Origin of the sequence: Pseudomonas sp. S8 (assembly GCF_050473925.1) — a bacterium.
Classification (GTDB): domain Bacteria; phylum Pseudomonadota; class Gammaproteobacteria; order Pseudomonadales; family Pseudomonadaceae; genus Aquipseudomonas; species Aquipseudomonas parakoreensis.
Genome location: NZ_JBFDVZ010000016.1, coordinates 5,162,443 through 5,178,546 on the forward strand (window position 1 = coordinate 5,162,443; position 16,104 = coordinate 5,178,546).

Below are 16,104 nucleotides of genomic sequence, written 5' to 3' on the forward strand. Positions count from 1 at the left end.
TTCAGGCGCAACGCGATACAGGAAATAGCTGATGACATACCCCAATCCTTAGATTTAACGAGCGATTGGCGTCAGTCGCAGCAAATGAATCCGACGGCTGTCGGCGTTCAGGATGCGGAAACGATAGGCGCCGATTTCAGTGATTTCGTTACGTTTTGGCAAGTGCCCGAACGCGCTCATCACCAGACCGCCGACCGTGTCGAACTCGTCGTCGGAGAATTCGCTGTCGAAAAACTCGTTGAAGTTCTCGATCGGCGTCAGGGCCTTGATCAGGAAGTCACCGCTGGGCAGCGGCTTGATGTAGCTGTCTTCTTCGACGTCGTGCTCGTCTTCGATGTCGCCGACGATCTGTTCCAACACGTCTTCGATCGTCACCAGACCGGCCACGCCGCCGTACTCGTCGATGACGATAGCCATGTGGTTGTGATTGGCGCGGAATTCACGCAGCAACACGTTCAGACGCTTGGACTCCGGCACGAAGGTGGCCGGGCGCAGCAGGTCCTTGATGTTGAAACTGTCGCCGTTCTCCTTGAGGATCAGCGGCAGCAGGTCCTTGGCCAGTAACACGCCCATCACGTCGTCGTGGCTTTCGCCAATGACCGGGTAGCGAGAGTGCGCCGAGTCGAGCACGGCCGGAAGGAATTCACGAGGGGTCTGGGTCGCCTTGATGCTGATCATCTGCGAGCGCGGGACCATGATGTCGCGTACTTGCAGGTCAGCCACCTGAATGGCGCCTTCGACAATGGCCAGCGCTTCGCTGTCCAGCAGTTTGTTCTGATGTGCATCACGCAGCAGCTCAAGCAGCTCCTGACGGTTCTTCGGCTCGTGGGCAAAAGCCTGGGTCAGTTTACCCAGCCATGACTTCTGCCCGTTGCTCGATCGATCTTCGCTCATAGCGATTACTCTGAATCCTTTGTTGTAACGATAGGGGATGTTTCGGTTTCGTCGTCCGCGTACGGATCGGGATAGCCCAGTTCGGCAAGCAACTCGCGTTCCAGTGCTTCCATTTCTTCAGCTTCGTCGTCATCTATATGGTCGTAACCGAGCAGATGCAAGCAGCCGTGAATGACTAGATGTGCCCAATGGGCCTTGAGTTCCTTGCCTTGTTCGGCAGCTTCGCGTTCGACCACCGCCACGCAGATCACCAGATCGCCGAGCAGCGGGATGTCGAGGAATTCGTCCGGGACTTCCGCCGGGAACGACAGGACGTTGGTCGCGTAATCCTTGTGGCGCCAGGTGTGATTGAGTTCGCGGCCTTCTTCCTCGTCGACCAGTCGAATGGTCATTTCCGAGTCGGCGCTGCGCTGGCGCAGAGCCAGTTCGCACCATTGGCGGAACTCGGTTTCACTCGGGGCGCTCGCTTCGGTAGCGACTTGCAGATCCAGCTCAAGCATCGCGCGAGGTTTCCCTGGCGGCTTCGGCACGGGTCTCGAAGCGCTCGTAGGCCTCGACGATCCGCTGTACCAACGGGTGGCGCACGACGTCTTTGGGCTGGAAGTGGGTGAAGCTGATGCCCGGAACATCCTTGAGTACTTCGATCACATGATGCAGGCCGGACTTGGTGCCGCGCGGCAGGTCGACCTGGGTGATGTCACCGGTGATCACGGCGGTGGAGCCGAAGCCGATCCGGGTCAGGAACATTTTCATCTGCTCGACGGTGGTGTTCTGGCTTTCGTCGAGAATGATGAAGCTGTTGTTCAGCGTACGACCGCGCATGTACGCCAGTGGCGCGACTTCGATCACCTGACGCTCGATCAGCTTGGCCACGTATTCGAAGCCGAGCATCTCGTAGAGCGCGTCATAGAGCGGGCGCAGGTACGGGTCGATCTTTTGCGCCAGGTCACCGGGCAGGAAGCCGAGCTTCTCACCGGCTTCAACCGCCGGACGCACCAGCAGGATGCGGCGGATCTGCTCGCGCTCCAAGGCATCAACGGCGCAAGCCACAGCCAGATAAGTCTTGCCGGTACCGGCCGGACCAATGCCGAAGTTGATGTCGTTGCCGAGGATTTCCTTCACGTAGCGCAGCTGATTCAAGCCACGGGGGCGAATCATGCCTTTCTTGGTGCGCAGGGCGACGGAGGCTTCAGCGGGAGCGTGATTGTCCAGTTCGACGACGGCCGATTCCTGGAGGAACAGGTGCACCAGGTCCGGCGACAGCTCGGTACCCTTGGTTTCGCGGTACAGGCGGCGCAGCAGGTTTTCCGCAGACGTGGTGTGCTTGGGTTCGCCGATCAGTTCGAACTGGTTTCCGCGGTTGCGGATCTCGATGGCCAGGCGCTGTTCGATCAAGCGCAGATGCTCGTCGAACTGCCCGCACAGATTGGCGAAGCGGCGAGCCTCAAAGGGCTCGAGGATAAAACGATGTGGTTCTATGGGTGCGTTCAAGGTCGTATTTAGCCGCCCTGGGGCAATTAAGATGAAATCAAGGATAACGCCAGTGGCGTGGGTGCGAAAGCTCTTAAATATCGATGCGAGTTTGGAGCGCCTTTCTGTGGCGGGTGGAGTTCTCTGTGGCGAGGGGATTCATCCCCGATGGGCCGCGGAGCGGCCCCAAAACCAGAGCTCTTGGTATGGCAGATTCACCGCAACTTCAGCGTTGGGTCGGCTGCGCCAACCATCGGGGATAAATCCCCTCACCACAACAGTCCTACTACAGAAAGCGCGCGATGTTATTGGGCCAGCGAGCCGCGCAGCGAATGCGGTTGCGCCGCGTCGATGTGCACGTCGGCGAACTGGCCGATCAGGGTCGGATTATCGCAGCGGAAGTTGACGATACGATTATTCTCGGTGCGCCCTTGCAGCTCGCCCGGGTCTTTCTTCGAATAGTCAGTAACCAGAATGCGCTGGATCGAACCGACCATTTGTCGGCTGATCTCGAACCCTTGCTGATTCAAACGATGCTGCAAGGCATTCAAGCGTTCTTTCTTCAGCTCTTCCGGGGTGTCATCGGCCAAATCGGCCGCCGGCGTGCCCGGACGCTGGCTGTAGACGAACGAATAGGAGAAGTCGAAGCCGACATCGGCAATCAGCTTCATGGTCTGTTCGAAGTCTTTCTCGGTCTCGCCCGGGAAGCCGACGATGAAATCCGAACTGATGCAGATGCCCGGCACGGCGGCGCGCAGTTTGCGCAGTTTGGATTTGTATTCCAGCGCGGTGTGGTTGCGCTTCATTGCCGCGAGGATCCGGTCGGAACCCGACTGCACCGGCAAGTGCAGGTGTTTGACCAGTTCCGGCACTTCGGCGTGGGCCTGAATCAGGCTGTCGGAGAACTCCAGCGGGTGCGAAGTGGTGTAGCGAATGCGGTCGATGCCATCGACGGCGGCAACCACGCGGATCAGCTCGGCCAGATCGGCCAGACGCCCATCGTGGGTCAGGCCGCGATAGCCGTTGACGTTCTGCCCCAACAGGGTCACTTCACGCACGCCGTTTTCGGCGAGGTGGATGATCTCGGCGATCACGTCATCGAACGGCCGGCTGACTTCTTCACCACGGGTGTAAGGCACCACGCAGAACGTGCAGTATTTGCTGCAGCCTTCCATCACCGACACGTAGGCGCTCGGGCCATCGATGCGCGGCTCGGGCAAATGGTCGAATTTTTCGATTTCCGGGAACGAGACGTCGACCTGCGGCAACTTGCTGCTGCGTGCGGCGTCGATCATTTCCGGCAGGCGGTGCAGGGTCTGCGGGCCGAAGACCACGTCGACATACGGGGCGCGATCACGGATCGCCGCGCCTTCCTGGCTGGCCACGCAACCGCCGACGGCGATCACCATGTCCGGGTTGGCCAGTTTCAGTTCGCGCCAGCGGCCGAGCTGCGAGTACACCCGATCCTGGGCGCGCTCGCGGATCGAGCAGGTATTGAGCAGAATCACGTCGGCATCTTCAGCGCGCGCGGTGACTTCCAGGGCCTGATGTTCGCCCAGCAGATCGACCATGCGCGAGCTGTCGTACTCGTTCATCTGGCAACCGTGGGTTTCGATGTAAAGCTTCTTGGCCATGGAGTAGGGTCGTCACGTGATTCAAAGAACCCGGCATTATAGGGAACAAGCCCTCAGGTTCCTACCGCTGCGCGTCCGGTGGCTATGCTATAGTTTGCGCCCTCATTTTTATCCCCGATGTTATCCCCCCGCCATGACCAAACGCGAAGCTCCAATCTATAAGGTGATTTTCCTCAACCAGGGCCAGGTGTTCGAAATGTACGCCAAGCAGATCTATCAAAGTGATTTGTGGGGTTTTCTGGAAGTGGAAGAGTTCGTCTTTGGCGAGCGCACGCAAGTGGTGGTCGATCCGAGCGAAGAGAAGCTCAAGGCGCAGTTCGAAGGCGTGGTGCGCAGCTTTGTGCCGATGCATTCGATCGTGCGCATCGACGAGGTGGAACGTCTGGGCACCCCGAAAATCAGCGAAGTCCGCGGTGCGGTCGGCAATGTGATGCCGTTTCCGATGCCGATGCCTGAGAAGTAAGCCCGGATCTGGATTTGAAATGATTTGTGGCGAGGGGATTTATCCCCGATCGACTGCGAAGCAGTCGCAAGTCCATTCAGCAAGGTATGTCAGAAGGAACTTGATTGCAGGGTTTTGGGGCTGCTACGCAACCCATCGGGGATAAATCCCCTCGCCACAAAAGCTCTTATGGCAATGGCGAAAACGGCGTACGCCCATCGGCGTTCTGCAGTTCCATCAGGTATTTACGGAAAATTTGCCCCAGCACCTGGGTCGCGGTTTCGAGGTCTTCGCGGGACATTTTTTCGGAGACTTCGTCGGCGGTGTCCAGCGCATCTTCGGCGCCGTTGACCGCGGCCATCTTCAGCACGATGTACGCCTGAATGTTGTTGGCCTGCACGCCTTCACCGTGGAAGAACATGGTGCCGAGCTTGAACTGCGCCTGAGCGTGGCCTTGCAACGAGGCCTTTTCGAAATAGCTCAGGGCTTGATTGAGATCGCGTGGCGCATTCTTGCCGTCGTAGTAGAACTCACCCAACTCGTATTGCGCTTGCGCATCCCCTTCGTCCGCCGCTTTCTGGCAGGCGGCCAGTGCCTGCGTGACGTCTTGCGGCTGAGTGTTGAGGGTGCAACGACCCATCGCCGGGATCAACAACGAGTTGCCGCCTGCTTGTGCATGCGCGAGCAGGGGCTGAAGGAGCAACAGGCAGCCCAAGGCAAGGGTGCGGCCGGTGCGGTTCATGGGAATCGACTTACCTCTGAAGGGCACGCGGACCCATCGAGGGATCCAATAAGCGCGCATTATGAAATAAGCAGGGCCAACCTTACAAAGTCTTTACTCGTTTTTCTGCTGCGCGGGGAATATATCGCCCACTTTCTTGCCGATTTTTAGCAGAGGCGTGGGAAAAACGGCTCGGGTGTAGGTAAAAGCTGACGCTGGCGATGGCCAACGTCAGCGGCACGGCGATTACTTCAGTGCGGCGAAGGCGCGCTCGGCAGCGTCCAGAGTGATTTTCAGCTCGGCTTCGCCGTGGGCGATCGAGGTGAAACCGGCTTCGAATGCGCTCGGCGCCAGGTACACGCCACCTTCGAGCATCAGGTGGAAGAAGCGACCGAACAGCGCAGCGTCGCTGGCCATCACGTCTTCAAAGGTGACGATGTCGTCGGCACCGCTGAAGTACAGGCCGAACATGCCACCCGCTTGCGTGGTGACGAACGGAATGCCCGCCGCATCGGCGCGTTGTTGCAGGCCATCTAGCAGGCGCGTGGTGTAGTCGGTCAGCTCGGCGTGGAAGCCCGGACGGCTGATCAGGCGCAGGGTGGTCAATCCGGCAGCCATTGCCAGCGGGTTGCCCGACAGGGTCCCGGCCTGATACACCGGGCCCAGCGGCGCAATGCGCTGCATGATTTCGCGCTTGCCGCCGAAGCAGCCGACCGGCATGCCGCCGCCGATGATCTTGCCGAACGTGGTCAGATCCGGGGTTACGCCGTAGTACGCCTGGGCACCACCGAGGGCCACACGGAAACCGGTCATCACTTCGTCGAAAATCAGCACCACGCCATGCTTGTCGCACAGCGAACGCAGGCCTTCGAGAAAACCCGGTGCCGGCGGTACGCAGTTCATGTTGCCCGCCACTGGCTCGACAATGATGCAGGCGACATCCTGACCGACTTCGGCGAGCATCTTCTCAACCGCGTCGATGTCGTTGAACGGCAGGGTCAAGGTGTGTTTGGCAAATGCTGCCGGTACACCGGCGGAGCTCGGCACGCCTTGAGTCAGTGCGCCGGAACCGGCCTTGACCAGCAGGCTGTCGGAGTGACCGTGGTAGCAACCTTCGAACTTGATGATGCTGTCACGACCGGTGTAACCACGGGCCAGACGGATTGCGCTCATGGTCGCTTCGGTGCCGGAGCTGACCATGCGCACCATGTCCATCGACGGCACCAGCGAGCAGACCAGATCGGCCATCTCGGTTTCCATCGCGGTCGGCGCGCCGTAGGACAGGCCGTGTTGCAGTTGATTGCGCACCGCGTCGAGCACATCCGGGTGACTGTGGCCGAGGATCATCGGCCCCCACGAACCGACGTAATCCACATAACGCTTGTCGTCTTCGTCAGTGACGTAGGCGCCTTCGGCATGCTTGAAGAACAGCGGTGTGCCGCCCACGCTCTTGAACGCGCGAACCGGCGAGTTCACGCCACCGGGAATGTGTTTCTGGGCACTGGCAAACAGGGTTTCGGAACGAGACATGTTCGGGCTCTCAAATCAGATTTTCAGAAGTTCGTTGAAGGCGCGGGCGCGGCGAGTCACTTCGGCGGTGCTCTGGGCACCGAACAGGCCGTGGACCACCGCCAGCAGGTCGACACCGTGGGCCACCAGCGGCGCGGCGTTGTCGAGGGTGATGCCGCCAATCGCGCAGACCGGCAGATGCAGCTTGCGTTTGGCCTCGTCGAGCAGATCGAGGCTGCAGCTTGGCGCGCCGGGTTTGGTGCTGGAATTGAAGAAGCGACCGAAGGCGACATAACTCGCGCCTTCTTTGGCGGCTTGCTCGGCCAGTTCGAGTTGCGCGTGGCAGGTCGAACCGATGATGGCTTTGGAGCCGAGCAGGGCGCGGGTCGGCGACAGCGGGCCGTCGGTCTGCCCCAGGTGCACGCCGACGTTCAGGCGCGCGGCCAGTTCGGCGTCATCGTTGATGATCAACTGCGTCTTGTAACGCTCGCACAGATCACGCAAAGCTTCGGCCTCGCGCAGGCGGCGGGCCTCGTCGCTGCTTTTGTCGCGGTATTGCAGCAGGGTGACGCCGCCTTCCAGCGCCGCCTCCACGTACGACAGAAACTTGCCCGCCAGCAACTGGCTGTCGGTGATGGCGTACAGGCCACGTAGTTTCATCAGGCAGACCTCACGGCGTTACGAGCAAAAATCCAGCGGCAGACGACGCGGCACAAACTGGCCTTTGCCCAGTTGTTCGGCATCGCGCAGGGTGCGCCAAGTGTAATCCAGCGCGGTACGCACGGCGCTGGCGAGGTGTTCGCCCTGGGCCAGACGACCGGCGATAGCGCTGGCCAGAGTACAACCGGAGCCGTGATAGCTGCCTGGCAGACGCTGGCAATAGAAGGTTTCACGCAGGCCGTCACGGCCGTACAGGCGATTGTGGATTTCAGTTTCGTCGCCGTGGCCGCCGGTGATCAGCAGGTTTTTGACGAACGGCAGGAGTTTTTCCGCGCATTCGTCCGCGGTGCCTTCGGGCAGTTCAGCGAGGATCCGCGCTTCGGGCAGGTTGGGGGTGGCAATGATCGACAGTGGCAGCAGACGCTCGCGCATCGCGTAACCGACTTCATCCTTGCCCAGTCGTCCGCCGCCGCCGGCACGCAGCACCGGGTCGCAGACCACCGGCAGGTGCGGGTGCGCAGAAAGCAGTTCGACCACAGTGTCGACCATTTCCAGCGAACCGAGCATGCCCAGTTTGACCGCTGCGACTTCGGAGTCGTTGAGCACGGCATTGGCCTGGGCCAGTACCCACTCACGGTCGAGGACGCGGAAGTCAGTGACGTTGACGGTGTCTTGCACGGTCAGGGCGGTGACGGCCGGAGCCGCATGGCAACCCTGCGCAAGCAAGGCTTCGATATCTGCCTGCAAGCCGGCGCCACCACTGGGGTCGTGGCCGGAGAGACAGAGGACAACGGGGCGGGAGCTGTAGATATTCATGGTGCGCGAGCTTACCACCAAACCTGATTTTGGGGTTCAGTCCTGAAAGCGTTTGGCTAGAGATTGTCTGACACATTGCGGCCATTAGTCGGGTAGCAATGGTGGCGAGGGGATTTATCCCCGATGCGCTGCGAAGCAGTCGCAAATCCATTCTACGAATCGTGTCTGAAAGAATCTGGTTGCATGGTTTGGGGCCGCTTCGCGACCCATCGGGGATAAATCCCCTCGCCACAGAGGTATGCACAACATGCGCCGTTGTAGCGAGTTGACCAACTCAACAGCTCTAGTCCGCAGCTTTGCTCTGAAACGCCCGTTCTAGAGCCTTTGTAGGAAAAATTTCGATGGTGCTCAATGGCCATCAACGGCTATGCTAGTCTGGATCCAAACCAATAACAGGTAATACCGGTTTTACGTCTACTCAAAGGGAATGGGGGGCTTCCTGACACAACCGGACGAGCCACGCTGGGGCTTCAATGCGCTATTTGCTGATGTTGCTGTTCTGCTTGCCCCTCCTCGCAAGCGCCGTCGAGTTCGACGAAAATACCCAGAGCCTTCCCCTGGGTCGCTCCCTGCAAGTGTTCGAAGACCCGAGCGGTCAGGCGAACATCGCCGACGTCCGCGCTCAAGCGGCGGCGGGCAATTTCAAACCCCACGACAAAGCCACGCTCAATGCCGGTTACTCGCGCTCGGCATTCTGGCTGAAGATCGATCTGCATTACCGTCCGAACAATCCGGCCGCGCAGCGCACCTGGCTGCTGGAACTGGCGTATCCGCCGCTCGATCATCTCGACCTTTATATGGCCGATGCCAACGGCGACTACCGCCTGATCCGGCAGACCGGCGACGCCTTGCCGTTCGCCAGCCGCGAAATCCGTCAGAACAATTACCTGTTCGACCTGACCTTCGCCCCTGACCAGCAAAAAACCGTGTACCTGCGCCTGGCCAGTGAAGGTTCGATTCAGGCGCCGGTGACGTTATGGTCGAGCACCGCGTACCTCGAAGACCAGCCGGTGCGCCTGTATGTGCTGGGGATCATCTATGGCGTGCTGCTGGGGATGCTGGTCTACAACCTGTTCATCTACCTGAGCGTGCGCGACACCAGCTACCTTTATTACATCTTCTACATCGCCTCGTTCGGCCTTTATCAACTGTCGGTGAATGGCGCGGCGGTCGAGTATTTCTGGCCGGACAATCCGTGGTGGGCCAACGCCGCCACGCCGTTCTTCATCGGTTGCGCCGGGCTGTTCGGCAGCCAGTTCGCCCGCAGTTTCCTGCAGACCAGAACCCACAGCCGCTGGCTAGACTATCTGCTGATCGCTTTGATTGCGTTCGGTGCGCTGGTGGTCGGGCTGTCGCTGATGACCAGCTATGCGCTGTCGTTGCGCCTGGCGACCCTGTTGGCGCTGGTGTTCACCGTGGTGATCTTCGCTGCGGGTATCCTCGCCTGGTGGCGCGGCTTGCGGGTGGCGCGTTATTTCATCATTGCCTGGTCGGCGTTCCTGCTCGGCGGCATCGTCAACACGCTGATGGTGCTGGGCCTGCTGCCGAACGTGTTCCTGACCATGTACGCCAGTCAGATCGGCTCGGCGATCGAAGTTGCGCTGCTGTCGTTGGCGCTGGCCGACCGCATCAACGCGATGCGCGAGCAACAGGCGCAGACCCTGTTCGATGCCGGGCAGAAACTCGAAGTGCTCAACCAGCAACTGGCGCACAGCAACAAGCTCAAGGATGAATTCCTCGCGACCCTGACCCACGAATTGCGCACGCCGATGAACGGCGTGATCGGTTCGCTGGAACTGATGCAGACCGTCGAACTGGAGCCTGAACTGGAGCAATACCAGCAAACCGCCGCCGGTTCTGCGCGGGACATGATGCGCATGGTCAATGGCATCCTCACCCTCACCGAATTGCAGGCCGGCAAGCTGAAAGCGACGCCGGGCAGCTTCAGCCTGCGCGCGGTGGTCGAGGCCTTGCGCGTGCAGTTCGACGGCAACGCGGCGAGCAAGTCGCTGGACTTCAAGGTCGAGGTGCTGCCGACCCTGCCGGATCGCTTGCACGGCGACAGTGCAAAACTGGCGCAGTGCCTGGAGTGCCTGCTGGACAATGCGATCAAGTTCACCCGGGTCGGTGGCCTGGCTCTGCGCGTCACCGGCAAGCCGGCGGCGGAAAACCGCTTGGCGCTGTCGTTTGCGGTGATCGACACCGGCATCGGTTTCACCGATCTGGGCGAGGCGACGCTGTATCAGCGCTTCTTCCAGCTCGACGGTTCGATGACCCGCGAATACGGCGGCCTGGGCGTGGGGCTGGCGATCTGTCGGCAACTGGTGGAGTTGCTCGGCGGCAAGCTCACCCATCGTTCCGAACCCGGGCGTGGCAGCCGTTTTCAGCTGGACGTCGAGTTCGAACTGCCGGCGGTCGAAGCGGCGCCGAGCCCGGCCCCGCTGCAGGAGCGGATCCGTGCGCCGCAGGACTGCACGGTATTGCTGGTCGACGACAACAGCGTCAACCAACTGGTGATGCGCGGCATGCTGCTCAAGCTCGGTTTCCGCGTGCGCACGGCGGACCACGGCGCGGCGGCACTCGATTGTCTGCAACGGGAAAACTTCGATGCGGTGCTGATCGATTGCCAGTTGCCCTCCCACGAAGGGGCGTCGCTGTGCTGCCAGATTCATGCGTTGCCCGGCTGCGCCAGTCTGCCGGTGTTCATGCTGGCGCAGGGCACGGATCGCGAGCATTGCGCGCCGGGTACGCGCATCGATTACCTGAACAAACCGGTGAAATTCGAAGACCTGCAGACGGCGCTGGAGCGTCGGGTGCTCAGCGCGTAACAGGGTGAAAGCGCCGACAGTTCGGCGCATATGACACTTTGATCAGTCACGGGCCGGTGCTTAACTGAATCCCTTGGCTGACCAAAGGAGCCCCGTCATGAACCTGCATCAGTTCGCCGAAACCCACGAAGTCACCAACCAGCCACCGTCGCTGGACGGTGCCAACCTGTACCGCATCGACCTGCCATTGCAGGAGTGGTCGCGCCGCTTTGGCGCCGGTTGGGCCGAGTCGCGGATCGATGCCTACGGTGCGCTGGCCGGCGGACCGCTGATGACAGCCGGGTTCCTCGCCAATCAGAACAAACCGGTGTTCGTCAGCCATGACCGTTACGGCCATCGCATTGATCTGGTGGAATTTCATCCGGCCTATCATGAGCTGATGCGCACCGCGATCGAACATGGCCTGACCTCGTCACCCTGGACTCATCCGCAGGACGGCGCGCATGTTGCCCGTGCCTCGATGAGCTATCTGCACAGCCAGGCCGAGGCGGGTAGCGGTTGCCCGTTGACCATGACGTTCGCCAGCGTCCCGGCCCTGCGTTTGCAGCCGGATCTGGCCGAACAGTGGCTGCCGAAAATCCTCGCCACCGAGTATGACCCGCGCAACGTCGGTATGGCGCACAAGGCCGGCGTGACCATCGGTATGGCGATGACCGAGAAACAGGGCGGCACCGACGTGCGGGCCAATACCACCAAGGCTTACCCGGTGGGCGCCAGTGGTCCGGGCCAGGCCTATGAACTGGTCGGGCACAAGTGGTTCTGCTCGGCGCCGATGTGCGATGCATTTCTGACCCTGGCGCAAACCGACAAGGGTTTGACCTGTTTCCTGCTGCCGCGCCATCGTCCGGACGACACGCGCAATCAGTTCTACATCCAGCGCCTGAAAAACAAACTCGGCAACCAGTCCAACGCCTCCAGCGAAGTGGAGTTTCGCGGTGCGCTGGCATGGATGGTCGGCGAGGAGGGGCGCGGCGTACCAACCATCATCGAGATGGTGGCGATGACCCGTTTCGATTGCATGGTCGGCTCCAGCTCGCTGATGCGTCAGGCGCTGACTCAGGCCAGCCATCACTGCGCGCACCGTTCGGTCGGCGGCAAACTGCTCAGCGAGCAACCGTTGATGCAGAACGTGTTGGCCGATCTGGCGCTGGAAAGCGAGGCCGCACTGGCGCTGAGCCTGCGCATGGGCAAGGCGCTGGATCATCTGGATGACCGCCACGAAGCACAATTCGCCCGGCTGGTGACGGCGGTGGGCAAGTACTGGATCTGCAAACGCGCCCCCGCAATGATCAACGAAGCCGCCGAGTGCATGGGTGGTGCCGGGTATGTCGAGGAGAGCATCCTGCCACGGCTGTATCGCGAAGCGCCGGTCAACTCGACGTGGGAAGGCTCGGGCAATGTGCAGTGCCTCGACGTGCTGCGTGCACTGTCGAAAGAGCCAGGTGTGCTCGATGTGCTGTTCAGCGAGTTGGGCAACGGCCATGGCGACAAGCGCCTGGCCGCGCATATTCAGCAGTTGCAGGCGCAGTTCAAGGACACCAGCGATATTCAATACCGCGCGCGGCAACTGACTGAAGATATAGCGCTGGGGTTGCAAGCCAAGTTGTTGCTGGAGGCGGGGAATGCGGCGGTCAGTGATGCGTTTATTGCCAGCCGTCTGAACGGTGGCGGCCGGGTCTATGGCGCATTGCCGCGGGGCCTGGACGTCGAAGCCATCGTCACCCGCTCAACCCCGCAGGGTTTCTGACCCCACACAAATCCCCTGTAGGAGCTGCCGCAGGCTGCGATCTTTTGATCCTGATCTTTTTAAAAGCAAGATCAAGAGATCGCAGCCTGCGGCAGCTCCTACAAGAGACCGTGTGTGACCGACATATTGTGCGGTTGCCAACATGCCACTGTTCCCGTGAGACCACGATGCAGGCAAGATGAAGCTCTGCAAGTCAGAACACAGGAAGCTGATCGTGACCGAAGCGTTTATTGTCGTTCAAACCGCCGAGCAAGCCGTGGATCGTCTGGCCGAGCTGCATGAGCGGGCCACCACTGCGCTGAACTCGGCGCTCAAGCGTTACCTCAAGGATCGCGTCGAGCCCGACGCCGAACAGCGCGCTCTGTTTCGTTATCCCGAACTGCGTCTGACCTACCTGTGTCAGGGCGAAGTCCCGCAGACCACCCGCGCCTATGCCAAGGTGCAACTGCCGGGCACTTACAGCGTCACCGTCACCCACCCCAAGGCGTTCCGCAAATACCTGCTGGAACAACTGGTGCCGTTGATGCACGACTTCACTGTGACCGTGGAAGTCGGCGTCAGCCAGCAGAACATTCCGTACCCGTACGTGGTCGAGCAGGGCGATGAGCTGGCCGGCTCCGGCGTCACCGCTGCGGTGCTGGCGCGAGTGTTCCCGAGTACCGACCTGTCCGCCGCCACCGATGGCATCGCCGACGGTCTCTACGACTGGGAAAACACCGATCCGCTGCCACTGGCGCTGTTTGACGCCGCGCGGGTCGACTTCTCGCTGCGTCGTCTGGTGCACTACACCGGCAGCGACTGGCGCCATGTGCAGCCGTGGATTCTGCTGACCAACTACCATCGCTACGTCGACCAGTTCATCGTCCATGGCCTGGAGCAACTGCGCAAAGACCCGCGTTTCGTGCGTATGGTCCTGCCGGGCAATGTGATCATCGAGAAGGGCATGGATCACGGCGAAGCCTCGGCGATTGCTGCTGGCGTGGTCTGGCACCGCTACCAGATGCCGGCCTATCACCTGATCGCCAACGACGGCCATGGCGTGACCCTGGTCAACATCGGCGTCGGCCCGTCCAACGCCAAGAACATCACCGACCACCTGGCGGTGCTGCGTCCGCATTGCTGGCTGATGATTGGCCACTGCGGCGGCCTGCGCCAGTCGCAGACCATCGGCGACTACGTGCTGGCGCACGCCTACATGCGTCGCGACGGGATTCTCGACCGTGTGGTGCCGCCGAATATTCCGATCCCGGCGCTGGCCGAAGTGCAACTGGCGCTGCAACAAGCTGCGGCCAATATCACCGGCGAGAAGGGCGAGGAGCTGAAAAAGCGTCTGCGCACCGGCACCGTGCTGACCTACGATGACCGTAACTGGGAATTGCGCTGGGCGCAGGAACGTCCGTTGATCAACCTGTCCCGCGCCGTGGCGGTGGACATGGAAAGCGGCACCATCGCCGCCCAGGGTTATCGCCTGCGAGTGCCTTACGGCACGTTGCTGTGCGTTTCGGACAAACCGCTGCACAGTGAAATCAAGCTGCCGGGTTCGGCCAACGCGTTCTACGAGCGTGCGGTCAGTCAGCACTTGAAGATCGGCATCGAGGCGGTGGATCTGCTGCGCACCGAACTCAACTCGCTGCACTCGCGCAAACTGCGCAGCTTCGACGAGCCGCCGTTCCGTTAACGGTTAGTCGTGGTCATTTGGCGGTCGGGGCACTAGCATTAGCAGCCCTGACCGTCAGATGTTCTTTTCGCCATGTCCCGTCCCCCGCGTCCTCCTTCCCGCCGCCCTGGCGCGAAGCCTTCGCCCTCAGCTCTACGTCGTGTCGCCAAGGCGCCGCCGGCCGAGCCGAAGCTGATCCTGTTCAACAAACCGTTCGATGTCCTCACGCAATTCAGCGACGAAGGTGGGCGGGCGACGCTCAAGGATTTCATCGATGTGCCGGGCATTTATCCGGCGGGGCGCCTGGATCGCGACAGTGAAGGTTTGTTGTTGCTGACTAATGACGGCCAGTTGCAGGCGCGGATCGCCGACCCGAAACACAAGTTGCCGAAGACGTACTGGGTGCAGGTCGAAGGCGAGCCGACGGCTGAACAACTGCAGCGTCTGCGCGACGGGGTCGAGCTGAACGACGGCATGACCCTGCCCGCCGAGGCGCGGCAACTGGATGAGCCTGAACTGTGGCCACGCAATCCGCCGGTACGCTTTCGCAAAAGCGTGCCGACCCGTTGGCTGGAGTTGGTGATTCGTGAAGGACGCAACCGTCAGGTGCGACGGATGACTGCCGCGGTGGGGCTGCCGACGTTGCGGCTGGTGCGGGTGCGGATTGGCGACTGGACGCTTGAAGGGCTCGATCAGGGCCAGTGGAAGGAAGTGCCGGCGCGGTTATAGAGCGCCGGATTCGATCAGGCCGATCACCACACTCTTGATGATGAACGCGGCCACGCCCAGACCCAGCACGAAGAACAGAATGAACGAGCCGAAGCGCCCGGCCTTGGACTTCTTCGCCAGATCCCAGACGATGAAACCCATGAAAATGATCAGGATGCTGACCAGGCCAGTCATCATCCACTCTTCGAATACTGCAGGATCCATCGGGCATCTCCGGCGCGCACAGGGCTGAAAGGGCTGGGCGATTATACGCCTGGGGTGGCTGGGGACGCATTGATCTGCGTCGGTGCACCGCACCTCTACCACACGCCCCCCCTGTAGGAGCTGCCGAAGGCTGCGATCTTTTGATCTTGATCTTGAAAAGCAAAATCAAAAGATCGTCCGATCGCGGCCCGAGCCTTCGGCAGCTCCTACAGGGGAGTGCAGGTTAGCTGCGCAGATGTGTCAGCGGCAACTCGGTGCTGTTGAGCACCTGATTCAGCACAAAGCTCGAACGCACGCTGGTCACCCCTTCAATCCGGGTCAGGTGTCCCAGCAGCAGCTTCTGATAGTGATCCATGTCCGGCACCACCACTTTCAACTGATAGTCGGCATCCACGCCCGTCACCAGGCTGCATTCCAGCACTTGCGGCAAGGTGCGGATCGCTGCTTCGAAGTTCTCGAAACGTTCCGGGGTGTGCCGGTCCATGCCGATCAGCACGTAGGCGGTCAGGCTCAGGCCGAGCATCTTGCGATCGAGCAGGGCGACTTGGCGCGAGATGTAGCCATCATCCTCCAGTTGTTTGACCCGGCGCGAGCAGGGCGAGGGCGACAGACCGATGCGCTCGGCCAGTTCCTGGTTGGAGATGCGGGCGTCGCGCTGCAATTCCGCCAAAATACTCAGGTCGTAACGGTCGAGTTTGCTCATGAATCAGTCCTTGGTTGTAACTATTGCGGCGGATTATCTATCCAGGGTTAAAAATTGCGCAAGCGGTGTTTATTTGAGCAATCTTCGCAA

Annotated in this window: 15 protein-coding genes; 5 read left to right on the forward strand and 10 right to left on the reverse strand. The window is 60.8% G+C overall.

Annotation, left to right across the window (positions count from 1 at the left end; genetic code table 11):
- Positions 1 to 54: 54 nt before the first annotated feature.
- The 4 genes from AB1J88_RS24465 to miaB all read right to left on the reverse strand — a co-directional run bounded on the left by AB1J88_RS24465 (position 55) and on the right by miaB (position 3,998).
- Entirely contained in the window at positions 55 to 894 is an 840-nt protein-coding gene (locus AB1J88_RS24465) for an HlyC/CorC family transporter (RefSeq protein WP_003228526.1), read from the reverse strand.
- A gap of 5 nt (positions 895 to 899) precedes the next feature.
- Positions 900 to 1,394, reverse strand: a complete 495-nt coding sequence (gene ybeY / locus AB1J88_RS24470) for an rRNA maturation RNase YbeY (protein WP_095668226.1) — start codon at positions 1,392 to 1,394, stop codon at positions 900 to 902.
- Complete coding sequence (locus tag AB1J88_RS24475) at positions 1,387 to 2,385, reverse strand: PhoH family protein (RefSeq protein ID WP_041065034.1); 999 nt, start codon at positions 2,383 to 2,385, stop codon at positions 1,387 to 1,389. Before AB1J88_RS24475 ends, ybeY begins: the two co-directional genes overlap by 8 nt.
- A gap of 284 nt (positions 2,386 to 2,669) precedes the next feature.
- Complete coding sequence (gene miaB / locus AB1J88_RS24480) at positions 2,670 to 3,998, reverse strand: tRNA (N6-isopentenyl adenosine(37)-C2)-methylthiotransferase MiaB (protein ID WP_430292137.1); 1,329 nt, start codon at positions 3,996 to 3,998, stop codon at positions 2,670 to 2,672.
- A 133-nt stretch (positions 3,999 to 4,131) separates the two neighbouring features.
- Between miaB and AB1J88_RS24485 the strand changes: the two genes are divergently transcribed.
- Entirely contained in the window at positions 4,132 to 4,461 is a 330-nt protein-coding gene (locus AB1J88_RS24485; protein ID WP_430292138.1) for a DUF1820 family protein, read from the forward strand.
- A gap of 166 nt (positions 4,462 to 4,627) precedes the next feature.
- Here the strand turns inward: AB1J88_RS24485 and AB1J88_RS24490 are convergent, their stop codons facing one another.
- The 4 genes from AB1J88_RS24490 to AB1J88_RS24505 all read right to left on the reverse strand — a co-directional run bounded on the left by AB1J88_RS24490 (position 4,628) and on the right by AB1J88_RS24505 (position 8,146).
- Complete coding sequence (locus AB1J88_RS24490; RefSeq protein WP_047296791.1) at positions 4,628 to 5,182, reverse strand: tetratricopeptide repeat protein; 555 nt, start codon at positions 5,180 to 5,182, stop codon at positions 4,628 to 4,630.
- Between the two features lie 225 nt (positions 5,183 to 5,407).
- Positions 5,408 to 6,691, reverse strand: coding sequence for a glutamate-1-semialdehyde 2,1-aminomutase (gene hemL / locus AB1J88_RS24495; protein WP_222018215.1), 1,284 nt, complete (start codon positions 6,689 to 6,691; stop codon positions 5,408 to 5,410).
- A 15-nt stretch (positions 6,692 to 6,706) separates the two neighbouring features.
- Positions 6,707 to 7,330 (reverse strand): thiamine phosphate synthase, encoded by a 624-nt coding sequence (gene thiE / locus AB1J88_RS24500; RefSeq protein WP_041065048.1) that lies wholly within the window; start codon positions 7,328 to 7,330, stop codon positions 6,707 to 6,709.
- An 18-nt stretch (positions 7,331 to 7,348) separates the two neighbouring features.
- Positions 7,349 to 8,146 carry a hydroxymethylpyrimidine/phosphomethylpyrimidine kinase gene (locus tag AB1J88_RS24505; RefSeq protein ID WP_108183899.1) on the reverse strand — a complete coding sequence of 266 codons (798 nt, stop codon included), beginning with the start codon at positions 8,144 to 8,146 and terminating at the stop codon, positions 7,349 to 7,351.
- 473 nt (positions 8,147 to 8,619) lie between these two features.
- On the opposite strand from AB1J88_RS24505, the gene AB1J88_RS24510 reads away from it, so the two are divergent.
- The 4 genes from AB1J88_RS24510 (at position 8,620) to AB1J88_RS24525 (ending at position 15,107) form a co-directional block, all read left to right on the forward strand.
- Positions 8,620 to 10,974 (forward strand): hybrid sensor histidine kinase/response regulator, encoded by a 2,355-nt coding sequence (locus tag AB1J88_RS24510; RefSeq protein WP_430292139.1) that lies wholly within the window; start codon positions 8,620 to 8,622, stop codon positions 10,972 to 10,974.
- A gap of 97 nt (positions 10,975 to 11,071) precedes the next feature.
- Positions 11,072 to 12,721, forward strand: coding sequence for an acyl-CoA dehydrogenase family protein (locus AB1J88_RS24515; RefSeq protein ID WP_430292140.1), 1,650 nt, complete (start codon positions 11,072 to 11,074; stop codon positions 12,719 to 12,721).
- 178 nt (positions 12,722 to 12,899) lie between these two features.
- The gene (gene amn / locus AB1J88_RS24520; protein ID WP_161794895.1) at positions 12,900 to 14,399 is read left to right on the forward strand and encodes an AMP nucleosidase; all 1,500 of its coding nucleotides are present in this window, start codon (positions 12,900 to 12,902) and stop codon (positions 14,397 to 14,399) included.
- Between the two features lie 72 nt (positions 14,400 to 14,471).
- The gene (locus AB1J88_RS24525) at positions 14,472 to 15,107 is read left to right on the forward strand and encodes a pseudouridine synthase (RefSeq protein WP_430292141.1); all 636 of its coding nucleotides are present in this window, start codon (positions 14,472 to 14,474) and stop codon (positions 15,105 to 15,107) included.
- On the opposite strand, the gene AB1J88_RS24530 is transcribed toward AB1J88_RS24525, so the two are convergent.
- Both AB1J88_RS24530 and AB1J88_RS24535 read right to left on the reverse strand, forming a co-directional pair.
- Positions 15,102 to 15,311, reverse strand: coding sequence for a DUF2788 domain-containing protein (locus AB1J88_RS24530; protein WP_003228500.1), 210 nt, complete (start codon positions 15,309 to 15,311; stop codon positions 15,102 to 15,104). The genes AB1J88_RS24525 and AB1J88_RS24530 overlap by 6 nt on opposite strands.
- A gap of 223 nt (positions 15,312 to 15,534) precedes the next feature.
- Positions 15,535 to 16,014: an Lrp/AsnC family transcriptional regulator gene (locus tag AB1J88_RS24535; protein ID WP_007909658.1), complete on the reverse strand. Its 480-nt coding sequence runs from the start codon at positions 16,012 to 16,014 to the stop codon at positions 15,535 to 15,537.
- Positions 16,015 to 16,104: the final 90 nt, after the last annotated feature.